This window comes from Streptomyces sp. NPDC007095 (assembly GCF_040634475.1).
Classification (GTDB): Bacteria; Actinomycetota; Actinomycetes; order Streptomycetales; family Streptomycetaceae; genus Streptomyces.
In genome coordinates this window covers 1-11,544 of the sequence record NZ_JBEYFS010000306.1, presented here as the reverse complement: position 1 = coordinate 11,544, position 11,544 = coordinate 1, and the positions used below count along the sequence as shown (strand labels likewise).

The 11,544-nt window shown below is 68.8% G+C and carries 12 protein-coding genes, 1 tRNA gene and 2 pseudogenes; 7 read left to right on the top strand and 8 right to left on the bottom strand.

The annotated features are described in order from the left end of the window. Positions 1–186: pseudogene (locus ABZ656_RS52260) on the bottom strand (hypothetical protein); the annotation flags it as partial. Then, complete coding sequence (locus tag ABZ656_RS52255; protein WP_101406222.1) at positions 183–749, bottom strand: DUF4365 domain-containing protein; 567 nt, start codon at positions 747–749, stop codon at positions 183–185. The pseudogene ABZ656_RS52260 and the gene ABZ656_RS52255, both read right to left, overlap by 4 nt. A gap of 170 nt (positions 750–919) precedes the next feature. On the opposite strand from ABZ656_RS52255, the gene ABZ656_RS52250 reads away from it, so the two are divergent. Beyond that, complete coding sequence (locus tag ABZ656_RS52250; RefSeq protein ID WP_060902366.1) at positions 920–1,645, top strand: 3'-5' exonuclease; 726 nt, start codon at positions 920–922, stop codon at positions 1,643–1,645. A gap of 56 nt (positions 1,646–1,701) precedes the next feature. On the opposite strand, the gene ABZ656_RS52245 is transcribed toward ABZ656_RS52250, so the two are convergent. After that, positions 1,702–1,773, bottom strand: a tRNA-Val gene (locus ABZ656_RS52245). Between the two features lie 62 nt (positions 1,774–1,835). Then, complete coding sequence (locus ABZ656_RS52240) at positions 1,836–2,282, bottom strand: SRPBCC family protein (RefSeq protein ID WP_101406221.1); 447 nt, start codon at positions 2,280–2,282, stop codon at positions 1,836–1,838. Positions 2,283–2,371: 89 nt separating this feature from the next. On the opposite strand from ABZ656_RS52240, the gene ABZ656_RS52235 reads away from it, so the two are divergent. After that, positions 2,372–2,524 (top strand): hypothetical protein, encoded by a 153-nt coding sequence (locus tag ABZ656_RS52235; protein ID WP_360278995.1) that lies wholly within the window; start codon positions 2,372–2,374, stop codon positions 2,522–2,524. Positions 2,525–2,902: 378 nt separating this feature from the next. Here ABZ656_RS52235 and ABZ656_RS52230 read toward each other — a convergent pair whose 3' ends face one another. Continuing rightward, positions 2,903–3,574 carry a recombinase family protein gene (locus ABZ656_RS52230; RefSeq protein WP_143606564.1) on the bottom strand — a complete coding sequence of 224 codons (672 nt, stop codon included), beginning with the start codon at positions 3,572–3,574 and terminating at the stop codon, positions 2,903–2,905. A 277-nt stretch (positions 3,575–3,851) separates the two neighbouring features. Then, the gene (locus tag ABZ656_RS52225; RefSeq protein ID WP_266649569.1) at positions 3,852–4,325 is read right to left on the bottom strand and encodes a MarR family winged helix-turn-helix transcriptional regulator; all 474 of its coding nucleotides are present in this window, start codon (positions 4,323–4,325) and stop codon (positions 3,852–3,854) included. 184 nt (positions 4,326–4,509) lie between these two features. Here ABZ656_RS52225 and ABZ656_RS52220 point away from each other — a divergent pair, with 184 nt between their 5' ends. The 4 genes from ABZ656_RS52220 (at position 4,510) to ABZ656_RS52205 (ending at position 7,427) form a co-directional block, all read left to right on the top strand. Continuing rightward, positions 4,510–5,121, top strand: coding sequence for an NAD(P)-binding domain-containing protein (locus ABZ656_RS52220; protein ID WP_060897116.1), 612 nt, complete (start codon positions 4,510–4,512; stop codon positions 5,119–5,121). Between the two features lie 256 nt (positions 5,122–5,377). Next, positions 5,378–5,749: a DoxX family protein gene (locus tag ABZ656_RS52215; protein WP_057582123.1), complete on the top strand. Its 372-nt coding sequence runs from the start codon at positions 5,378–5,380 to the stop codon at positions 5,747–5,749. Positions 5,750–5,887: 138 nt separating this feature from the next. Then, entirely contained in the window at positions 5,888–6,541 is a 654-nt protein-coding gene (locus ABZ656_RS52210) for an NAD(P)H-dependent oxidoreductase (protein WP_060897115.1), read from the top strand. A gap of 367 nt (positions 6,542–6,908) precedes the next feature. Then, entirely contained in the window at positions 6,909–7,427 is a 519-nt protein-coding gene (locus tag ABZ656_RS52205; RefSeq protein WP_360278987.1) for a hemerythrin domain-containing protein, read from the top strand. A 118-nt stretch (positions 7,428–7,545) separates the two neighbouring features. Here the strand turns inward: ABZ656_RS52205 and ABZ656_RS52200 are convergent, their stop codons facing one another. Continuing rightward, complete coding sequence (locus ABZ656_RS52200) at positions 7,546–7,758, bottom strand: hypothetical protein (protein WP_319645164.1); 213 nt, start codon at positions 7,756–7,758, stop codon at positions 7,546–7,548. Next, positions 7,755–10,886 (bottom strand): Tn3 family transposase, encoded by a 3,132-nt coding sequence (locus tag ABZ656_RS52195; RefSeq protein ID WP_266649565.1) that lies wholly within the window; start codon positions 10,884–10,886, stop codon positions 7,755–7,757. The genes ABZ656_RS52200 and ABZ656_RS52195 overlap by 4 nt, the downstream gene beginning before the upstream one ends. An 89-nt stretch (positions 10,887–10,975) precedes the next feature. Between ABZ656_RS52195 and ABZ656_RS52190 the strand changes: the two are divergent. Continuing rightward, positions 10,976–11,544 (top strand): annotated as a pseudogene (locus tag ABZ656_RS52190) (hypothetical protein); the annotation flags it as partial.

Sequence of the window (11,544 nt, the reverse complement as noted above, 5' to 3'; positions counted from 1 at the left end):
GGTCCATCGGCCGTACCGTCCGGCCGCTCCGCCGCGGCGCTGCCAGCCGTGGCGGTGCAGCAGCGCGCTGAGGACGGCGGGGTCGACCTGGCCCGGCTCGGGCGGCTCGGTCCAGTGGGACTCGACGGGGTGCGGCCTGACCGGCCGAAGGGGTTCGCCGATCGAGTCGATGGGGCGGTGTGTCAAGGTTTCCCTCCCGTCCCGGCCCTCGTCATGATCTCGCAGAGCGCCCTGTCGTCGAAGATGCGCGAGGTCGGTATCCGCACGGTGGTCCGGCGCCGACCGGTGATCGGGTGGCCGGCGAGGTTGATCCAGTAGCAGCAGTGCCGCAGGTCGAGGCGGTCGTGGCTGGCGCGCAGCCAGTCGTCCTGGGACCTGGGCACCAGCATCACGACCAGGATCTTGTGCACCGAGACCGGGGTGCGGGCGAGCTTCGCCAGGTGCTCGTTGTCGAGCGTGAAGGAGAAGGCGGGCCCGGGCGGGTTCGGCGGGATCTGGTACGTGCACTTGAGCTGCACCTTGATGGTGACTTCGTCGTCGACCGTGTGCCCGGGGGCGCTGTGGCTGACGTGCCAGTCGATGCCGTTGTCGGGAAAGGGCTGGGACAGCGAACAGCCCGCCGCGGCCGCGACGGCGTGCAAGTAGCCCACCTGCAAGGTCTCCATGCAGGCGGTGGTGGCGAGTGTGCCGCGATGGGGTGCCGTCCGCTGGGGCAGCAGCCCGCCCCGCTCGGGCTGCGCGAGTGCCATGAGTCCAACAGCCTTCCAAGCCAAGTGATTCCCCGCGACGGGCCGCTGAACTGCAAAGACCCGTACCTGTGTTGTCTCCTTCCGGCGTACGGCGCAAACAGCCCGGGTATCACCAAACAGGCAGAAGACGGTGCGTCAGCTGCCGTGGGTGAACGAGGAGTTGTGTACGTATGACGTGCTGGTACGAAGGCCCTTTGGCCGCGTTCGACACGGAGACCACGGGCGTGGACGTCGAGACCGACCGGATCGTGTCGGCCGCCGTCGTCGTCCAGGACGCCGCGGGTTCCCGGCCCCGGGTGACCCGCTGGCTGGTGAACCCGGGAGTGCCGGTGCCCGCGGGTGCGACGGCGGTGCACGGGCTGACAGACGAACACCTTCAGCGCAACGGCCGCTGGCCGTCGCCGGTGATGGACGAGATAGCCAGGGTGCTGGGCGAACAGGCCGCGGCGGGCCGCCCGCTCGTCGTGATGAACGCGCCGTTCGATCTGACGCTCCTGGACCGGGAGTTGCGCCGCCATCGCGCCACCAATCTCGACCGGTGGTTCGAGCCGGCGCCGCTGCGTGTGCTCGATCCGCGGGTTCTGGACAAACATCTGGACCGCTATCGCAAGGGCCGCCGCACCCTGACCGACCTGTGCGCGCACTACGACGTGGTGCTGGAGGGCGCGCACGACGCGGCGGCGGACGCACTGGCCGCGATGGAGGTCGTACGAGCGGTGGGGCGTCGTTTCGCCACCAGGCTGGAGCGGCTCTCCCCCGCCGAACTGCACACCCTGCAGTCGGTGTGGCACGCGGCACAGGCGCGCGGCCTTCAGGCGTGGTTCGCGCGCAGCGGTTCACCGGAGGCGGTGGATCCGGCGTGGCCGCTGCGTCCGGAACTGCCGGCGGCGGCCTGAGCCCGCGCGGGACAACGAAAAACCGGTCCGTCTGTGACGGACCGGTCTTCTCCGGGTGGGCGATACTGGGTTCGAACCAGTGACCTCTTCGGTGTGAACGAAGCGCTCTCCCACTGAGCTAATCGCCCGGGAACGCACTGAACAATACAGGTCCCTGCGGGTGTGGTTCAAACCGCTTCGGGATGAGCCTTCAGTCACGCGTGAGCCGGGCCGCCAGTCCGCGCTGTCCCGCGCGCATCATCAGGGCGTGGTTCGCGCGGAACACCGGCCGTCCCGGCACCGCGAAGCGCCGCAGCAGCGGCTTGCTCACGTCGACCTCCTGGTCGTACTGGGCGCGGGTGCCTGAACCGGCGGTGGTGAGCGTCCAGCGCGCCCAGCCGTCGATGTCGCCCGCCATCGCGATCTCCAGGACCCCGGCCACCGGGTCGCGGCGCAGCTCGCGCGCCGTGAACACCAGGTCGTACGGCAGGAACGAGCGGATGCGCATGGTGCCGCTGCGCTCGTCGATCCGGATCACCTCACGGACCTGGGGCCACCAGCGCGGGTAGTCCTCGGCCCGTTCGAGAACGGGGTACACCTCGGCGGGCGGCGCGGGCAGGGCCCAGACACTGCGGAAGCGGTAATGGCTCCAGTCCATGGACGGAGTGTGCCCAACCGGGCATCTGAGTACGGCATGAGTACGCGCACTCATGCCGGAGAAGGTGACCGGGACCACACTTCCGGGATATGACCCACCTTCCGCCCCCGGCCGAGGAGTTGCGGCTCCTGGACACCGAGCTGCGGCAACTCGACGCGCGCCGGGCCCTGTTGCTGGCCCGCCGCGCCTGGCTGATCCGGCCTTGGGGACCAGCGGAACAGCCAGTAACGCTAAGCACTTGATCTTGCTGCGTTCGCCTACAACTCGAACGTCAGCTGCCCGCCGGTTTCGAGCGCGGTATGCCGGGTCTGGGCCCGGGTGCGGGCGTGGTGGTTACGGTCGTAGTGCAGGTGGCAGCCCTGGCATGGCTTTGAGGTTGGCCGGGTGACAGTTCTCCGGCGTGTGGTCGAGGTGCGCGCTCTCGTCGTCAGGATGACCCGCGAACCGGTGCCGTTCACGGGCTGTCCGTGCCGGTTGGGACACCGGCCGGGGTGACTGCCGCGTCCGCACTCGCCTTCACACTCGCACCGCCAGCCGGCGCGTTCGTTGATGGCGTTGGAGATGTCCGGCCAGTCGGCGGGACAACGCTCGCGGTTCTAGGGACGGATCGGCACGTGGGGTCACCGTTCCGCAGCGTCGAGCTGGTGGGGGACGGCGGAGGCGCGCAGGTCTTGGAGGTCGGGGATGTGGTTGTAGAGGGTGCCCGGGGAGATGCCCAGCATTTTGGCGATCGAGGTGATGGAGCGGCCGGGGTCGGGCAGCAGGTCGCGGGCGGCGCGGATGACTTCCTCGGTAGCGACGGTGGGGCGCCCGCCGACCCGGCCGCGGGCGCGGGCGGCGGCCAGGCCCTCGCGGGTGCCCTGGACGATGAGTTCGCGGATGAACTCCGCCAGAGCGGCGAAGACGTGGAAGACGAGCCGGCCGCCGGGGGTGGTGGTGTCGAGGTTCTCGTGCAGCGAGGTGAAGCCGATCCCGCGCGTCCGGAGTTCGGCGACCATGTTGATGAGGTCCTGGAGGCTGCGGCCGTAGCGGTCGAGCGAGGGGACGACGAGGGTGTCACCAGCGTCGAGGAAGGCGTGGCACGCCTTCAATTCCGGGCGGAGGGCGTTCTTGCCGGACTTCTTGTCCGAGAAGATCTTCCGGCATCCGGCGGTGGTGAGGGCGTCGATCTGCCGGTCGAGCTTCTGTCCGCCGCTGGACACCCGCGCGTACCCGATCTTGATCTCGGTGCAGACAAGCGGTTCGGCAACGAGGAGTTCGGGGTGGCCGGACGGCTCCGGAGTGTCACTCATGACCCCGGATCATGTCAGAAAACGGTGGTCGAGGGTTCTTGAATGACCCAGGTTTTTGAAGGGTTTTTTGAAGGGGCTGCGGGGTGTGCGGACCCCCGCACGGTGATCTTCAGAAAACGTTCGTTTTTTGAAGGCGAGGCTCGTCGACCCGCATCGTCTTCTTTGTTGGATCGGAGTGTCGCAGTAAGGGCGGTTGGTGCGATGCCGGGCCCTCATCAGCACCCCGGGCGAGACTCTGACGGCACGGTCGGCGGCAGCCCGGCAGGGACGCAAGGGGTCATCCCGGTTTCTGATCGATCTCGGCGAGTCGCGCCTCCACCTGGCCTCCCAATTCGATCAGCAGGTCCATCTGCGCAGGGGTCACGTGGTCGATCAGCACATTGCGCACGTCAGCCAGGTGGAGTGGGGCGGCTGCCTCGACGAGGGTGCGGCCCTGTTCGGTGATGACCACGACGGCCCCTCGCTGGTCGGTCGCGCATCGCTCGCGGCGGATGAGGTTGCGGTTCTGCATGCGGGTCAGATGCTGCGACAGACGGCTCTTCTCCCATTGCAGCGCATCTCCGAGTGCGAACGACCGCAGGCGTCCCTCGGGCGCCTCGGACAGGTGCGCCAGCACCTGGTAGTCGGCGGTGGACAGCCCGCTGTGGGTGCGCAGCTGCCGCTCGATGTATTCGGACAGGCCGGCCTGCATCTTCATGAGGCTGCGCCAAGCCCGCTGCTCACGCTCGTCTAGCCATCGCGGTTCGTCCATGAAGCCCACCCTACCGCTTTGGTTGACATGTTAACCAGTCCGTCGTACGGTTTGGTTAACACCTCAACCAAATGGACTGGCGGAGGTCGGAGCCGCCTACAGAAACGCGGCGACGACAGGCCGGACGACGAAGCTGCTCTGCCGCCTCGACAGCCTTCAGCAATTACTGGAACAGGGAGCACTCATGTCTGCAGACACCCGCTACGCCATCGTGGGCACCGGAAACATCGGTTCGGCGCTGGCGCGCGTCTTCGCCCGGGCCGGAGTCGAGGTCAGCATCGCCAACACCCGCGGACCGGGCTCGATCAGCGAACTCGCCGCCTCCTGGGGTTCCACGGTCCGGGCCGTGACGCTCACCGAGGCGCTGGCGAGCGACGTCATCTTCATGGCCATCCCGTTCGGCGCAGTCGAGACGTTCGGCAACGCCCTGCCAGATTGGAACGGGAAGATCGTCGTCGACACCACCAACGCGCACTACGCGCCCAACGCGGGCGACATCCTCAAGGGTCGGCTCTCCTCGCAGTACGCGGCCGAGGTCCTGCCCGGCGCCCAGATCGTGAAGGGCTTCAACCACCTTCCCGCCCAGACGCTCGCCGCCGAAGTGCCCTCCGGCCAGGGCAAGCGCGTGGTCTTCGTCTCCAGCGACTCCGGGGAGGCCAGCTCCCAGATCGCCGAGCTCGCCCGCACGCTCGGCCTGTCGCCGGTGGAACTCGGCAGGATCGACGAAGGCGGACGCCTCATCGAGGTTCCCGGCGTACTGGTGCTCAGGAACTTCACCGAACAGCCCCTCACCTGATCGGCCGCGTTCCGCCTTCCACAGGCGGTGCGGCCGGCGCCGACGAGCCGTCCCGCCTCAGCGTCTGCCGTCACCGGCCGCACCGCGGCGGCCGGCGCCCGGCCGGGTTGCCGCGCAGCAGCGCTCTCCATCGATGAGACCGCACTTCAGCAACGCTCACGCGTGAGCAGCAAAACCCCTGGCACACCCATCCTCCACGGATGCCGGTCCCGTACAGCTCGGGCGGTCCGAATCACTCACCAGAAAGGCATGACCCGTGTTTGTCTTCGCCGCCGTACTGAGCGTTCTGCTCGCCGTTGTCGGGCTGGCCGCCGGACTACCGAAAGCCCTGCTCAAGGGCAGCATTCCAGCCCAGTTGCAGTCTCCCGGAGGCTTCAGCGCCCCGCTGGTCCGGTTCATCGGGCTGGCCGAGCTGGCCGCAGCCGCAGGGCTCATCGCCGGTCTCTTCTGGCAGCCCATCGGCGTTGCCGCCGCCCTGGGATTCGCAGTCCTGCTCGTCGGAGCCGTCGGCTTCCACGCCAAGTCCGGCGACTACGCCAACCCCGAGACCCGCGGCAACGCGATGGCACCCATCATCCTCACCGTCATCGCGATCGCTGCCGCCGCCACGCTCGTCCTCGCCTCCTGACCAGCGCCTGAATCCGAGGCGCCACAGCTCACCTTCCGCCCGGCAAACCCGGCCGGGTGATCGCGAGACCGCCCTCGCCACGCGGACCGTCACCGATCATCCGCATTCCCGACCACTGCTACACCTGAGGAACATCCCATGGCCACTCTTCTGCATCTCGATTCCTCGCTGTTTTCCGGCGACGCCTCCTCCTCCCGCGCCGTGACCGCCGCCTTCCGCCGGACCTGGCAGGAGCACCACCCGGAGGGCACGGTCATCTACCGTGACCTCGCCACGAACCCCGTACCGCACCTCACCGCCGACGCCCACACCGCCGGCCAGACCGACCCGGCCACGCACACCCCCTCCCAGGCCACCGCCCTCGCCCACCGGCTGACGCTGATCGACGAGCTGGAGAACGCCGACGCCATACTGATCGGCGCTCCGATGTACAACTACTCGATTCCCTCGACCCTCAAGGCGTGGCTCGACAACATCGTCCTCGTCGGCCGCACCGCCGGCGTGGAAAGCTCCAGGCTCAAGGGCACCCCCGTCACCGTCGTCGCCAGCCGCGGCGGCTCCTACGCCCCGGGCACGCCCCGCGAGGGCTACGAATACGTGCAGAACTACCTCACGGCCGTTCTGGCCGACGCGCTCGCCCTGGACTTGAACTTCATCGTCCCGGAACTCACGATGGCCGTACACAACCCGGCGATGTCCCAGCTCATCCCCCTCTTCGAAGCCTCCCGCCAGCAGGCACTGGACGACGCAGCCTCCACGGCCAAGGCGATAGCCCACCGCATCGCCGCCTAGAAACAGCGCCCTCCGGACGGCGGCCGTGAAGCACGCTTCACGGCCGCCGTGGGCGCACTCCAGCGGGGACAGGCGGCTGGCTGCCCTCGAAGGAATTTCTCGCCCCGGAGGAGCTGGACGACGCGAACCGGCGAATCGACGAGGCGGCCGGCGCTGCCGGGCGAGACCCGAGCCGGACCAACCGGGTCTACAACCTGGTCGGTGACCGTTCGACTACGCAGCGGGTCGACCTGCTGACGAGCTGGCCGGTCGAGCACGGCATGAACGGCTACACCTTCAGCGGCCCGGCCGACGAGTCCGCGCTGCGCCCCATCATCGAGAAGGTCGCGCCCGCCGTGCGCGAGGCAGTCGCAAAGGAGCATCGACGATGACACAGCCGCAGGCGGGAACTGTCGCCGGCCGCCAGATGGTGCAGCAGCTGCTGATGGCGCATGCGCCGCTGCGCAGCGACGTCGCCGCCCTGCGCAAGGGGCTTGAGGTGCTCGATGCGGCGACCACACGCGCAGAGGACATTGAAGAGCTGCTCGGCGGTCTGACTGTCGCGGACCTCACCTGGCAGCTCAAGGTGGGCTGCCAGCATTTCTGCGCCCACCTGGACGCCCACCACACGATCGAGGACGCTCGGATGCTGCCGGTCATGCAGCACCGGTTCCCCGAGCTCAGCGGTCAGATCGGGCGGCTCCGGCGCGAGCATGAGGAGGTCAAGCAGATGATCGTGAGCATCCGCGCCGACGCGCGGCATCTGAACCCCAAGGACGAACGCTCCGTCCACGTGGTGCTGGAACGGATCGTCGCGCTTTCCGACCACCTCCAGGCACATCTCGACTTCGAGGAGCGCACCCTCTTCCCGTACTTCCTGCGGATGGACCACGGCTGGCACGCCTGAGCTGTCCTGGCCGGGAGCGTGAGTTTGGAGCCGCGGACGGCGGTGCCGCTGCGCCATGGAGGCTTTGAAGCTGGACGCTGAGCTTGACTCAGACACGAAAATAGAGGCTTTGTGCAGGTCAGGTCACCTCGATGGGTTCGAAGCGGATGGTCATCGTCGTGTCCCTGCGGTCGGCGGCGAACCGCTCGTTGGCCTCCCGCGGGTGCTCCCTCATCTCGTCGTACGAGTCGGTCACGGTCATACCGGCGCCCCCTTCTCGCTGCCCCCGCCGGTCGGCGGTGGCCTTCTCGAAGTACAACGACCCGCCCCGGACGGCGGATGCGGCGCTCACTCCTCCTGGCCGTCGTCATCGTCGAGGTCGACAGCATCCGGGTCGCGCAGGGGCCGCAGCCCCTTCACCGGCTGGGAGGCGGTGAAGTTGTACCGGCCCAGGACGTTCAGATTCTTGTGCTTGAGCGGGGAGAGCCGGGCGACGTCCTCGTCGCGGATCTCGTAGCCCTCCGCGCGGAGCTGGGCGACGGCGGCGTCGATGTAGCGCGTCGTCCAGAGGACCACGGCGTTCAGCACGAGCCCCAGCGCCCCGAGCTGGTCCTCCATCCCGTCCCGGTACGCCTGGTGGATGGTGCCCTTCTTGCCGTGGCAGATGTCGCGGGCGAGCTTGTGGCGGGATTCCTGGACGGTGAGCTGTTTGTGCATCTGGCGGCGGTAGGTGTCGTCGACCGGGTCGACGACGGCGAGCAGGTGCAGGGTCTTGGCGATGCGCCCGTACTCGGCGAACGCCTGCCCCAGCGGGGCGGGATGCCCCTCTCGGCCGAACATCCTCAGCAGGTCGTAGGCGCGGACCTGGTTGGTGACCAGGGAGCCGGCGACCCGCAGCATGTCCGGCCAGTGCGTGATCACCTTCTTCACGTTCACCTTGTTCCGCGCGATCGCCTCCAGCGGCCCGTACCCGCCGGCCGTCTCGGCGCCGGGCATCTGGGCCTTCCAGAACCGCTGGTCTTGAAGGTCCTTGAAGCGCGGGGAGAAGCGGTAGCCGAGCAGCTTGAAGATGCCAAAGACCATGTCGGAGTAGGAGGCGTTGTCGGTGGCGACCATCTCCGGCTTCACTCCGCCGTCCAGGTTCAGCAAGGCGTCCAGGATGAACAGGGAGTCGCGCGGGGTACCGGGCACCACCATCTGTCCGATGCCGATGACCTGGTCGTTGATGGCGTTCAGCCATGTGATGCCGGTCTTCTTCGCGAAGTACTTGGGTGAGGGGGCGGCGTTGATGGTGCGGACGGGGACGACGAACCGCAAGCCGTCGACGGAGGCCAGTAGCCCCTTTCCCCAGTGCTCGACGATGGGCACCTGGGCCTGGGCGGCGATCAGGGCCGCGTTCGCCGCGGCGATGGTGTCGGCGCGCAGATAGTACTGGTCGACGTGGACCAGCCGGGAGCGGGTCAGAGCCTCGTGGTTGGGGTTGATGACCGGGGTCATCCCGATGTTGCACGCCTCGCTCACCAGCAGGGCGACGACCGAGGTGGTCAGGTCCTTCATCCGGGTTCTGCCGTCGCCCAGATGCACGAAAGCGTCCAGGAACCCGGTCCATGAGTACACCTCGAACAGCAGGTCCGGCAGGTCGATCTTCGGAAGCATCTTCTCGACACGCTCGCGCAGCCACTTCAGTGACTTCGGCTCACTGAGCGCATGGAGCTTCTCCACGTTCAGCTTCGCCCGGCCGTTTGGCTGCACCTCGATACTGATCTTTGCGTCGGAGCCCGCCTCCTGAAGGCGCTCGGCCATCTGCTTCCACGTCGCGTCCAGCACGGTGACCAGTTCCCGAAGGTGCTGTTCGGCGTCCTCGTCCAGGCTCAGGCCCGCCAGGACGTCCTCGCGCACCGCCTCCCACCCCTTGCCCTGAAGCAGCCGGGCTCGCGGGTCGGACCAGCGGTGCGAGGGCGAGGCGAAGATGTCGCGGCGCCTCAGCGCGCCGAACAGCTGCTCCAGCACACACACCACGTACGCATCCCGGTCCACCGCCCCCTGCGGCAGCTCCGCGTTCGCGTACACGGCCTTGCGCCAGTGCGCCGGCACCAGCTTGTCGTCGACCTCGCGCGGCAGCAGCGGCTTCTCGCCCACCTTCCGCCGGGAGAGAGCCGGGAGCCGCTGCACCCCGGTGAGGATCCGTCTGCCGGCGGGCGCCGCGTCCAGCGCCTTCGACTCACCCAGCAGCGACAGGAACGGCCTGACGGTGTTGTAGCGCAGCGCCAGCGCCCCACGCAGCGCGGTCTCCGCCGTGCCGTCGTCCTCCAGCACCAGGCTCACCACCGTGGCCGCCGCGCTGGAGAGCGCGGCCCGAGGCGCGACCTCCTCCAAGGCCCGCCACAGCGCGGCCACGTCGACATCGCAGCCGCTCGCCTCGATGAGCTCCAGCTCCTCGATGATCACCTTCGAGACCCGGGCGGTGATCCGTGCCGCCTTCTCCAACTGCGGCAGCGTGGACAGGCGCTGCTTGTCCGTGGACCGCCTCGCGGAGCTGATCAGCCGGGTGGCCATCAGGATCTCGAAAAGGTCCAGCGCGTCGTCGATCGCCTTCGCCTCCAGGTGGCGCATCACCGCGGTGAGCATCGCCGTGCGCTTGGGCTCCGGGGTCCGCTCCAGCTTCGGCGCCTTGGTGCCCAGCCCGTACCGGGCCAGCGCTGACAGCCGGTTCGGCGGAACCTGCTCCAGCCTGAGACGGCCCAACTGGAAGGCGGCGATGTCCTCGACCCGTTGCAACGCGGCCTTCATTGCGGCGCCGGTGGTCCGCGTCGGCGGCTGGCGCATCCGCTCCAGCTCCGAATGCCGTTTGCCCTCCGGCGTCTTCAGCGTGGCGACGAGGTCGCCGGGCAGAGCCGGGTCCGCCCGCCGGGCCGCCCTGGCGACCGTGGCGTGCAGCCGCTTGTCCGCGGCGCCGCGGACCTCGGCGACCTGCCGGGCCAGCACGCTCACTCCCGGCAGCAGCACCCGGTTGCGGCGCAGCCAGCCCACCGCGTGATCGAACAGAGCCTTCGGCCCCTCCGCGTGCGCAGTCCACGCCCGGCCGTGCAGGAAGGCCCGGAGCTTCCGGCCCTGGTCGTGGTCCTCGTACTGGTGATAGCCGTACGCGTCACGTATCTCCCACGCGTGCTCGTACGGCGTCGGCCTGCGCTCGGTATACCGCTTGATCTGGGAGACATCCCCGATCCCCAGCTGCTCGGCCAGATGCTCGACGACAGGCCACGGCACCGCGAGGGGGTCCTCCAGGAACAGCCCGATGTACCGCACCGTGCACATCTGGAGCGCGAAGCCGAGACGGTTGTGGTCCCCGCGCCGCTTCGCGATCAGCTTCAGGTCCTCGTCATCAAGGAAGAAGAACCGCTCCAGCTCGGGCTTCGTCGGCTCCTCGGCGAACTTCCCATACGCCTCAGCCTGCTCATCAGTCAGAAATTCCACCGGCATGCTGCGGACCGTAGCCATCCCCCACCAGTGATCGGGGACCTTCCGCCGAACCCCCGCACGGCACCGATCACCCGTGCTAGAAGCCCGAGATCAAGCGCTTAGCGTTACTGGCTGTTCCGCTGGTCCCTAAGGCCGTGATCACCGCGCTCCGGCCGCCCGTGGCTCCGCCGCACCCACCCCCGCCCGCACGCCGGCCCGAGACCACGGCGCCCCGCGTCCAGAACGTGCTGCTCGTTCTCGGCGGCATCCTGCTGACCGTCGCCGCGATCGCGTTCACGCTGGTCAGCTGGGGCCGGATGGGGATCGCCGGGCGGGCGCTGGTACTGGGCGCGGTGACGCTGGCCGCGCTCGGCTCACCCGTGCTCCTGCTCCGGCACAGACTGCGCTCGACGGCGGAGGCCGTGGCGGGGCTGGGACTCGCGCTGACGGTCCTGGACGTGTACGCACTGCACGAGGTCGCGTTCCCCGACACGAACGGCCTGGGCTACGCGGCCGTCGCGTCGGCCCTGCTGGCGGCCCTGTGGACGGCGTACGGACTCGCACTCGGCGGGCCGCGCCGACCGACCGGTGAACCGGCCGCTCCCGAGCGGCTCCCGCTGCGCATGCCCCTGCCCACCGCGCTGGCCGCCGCGCAGCTCCCGCTGATCCTCTGGGCGGC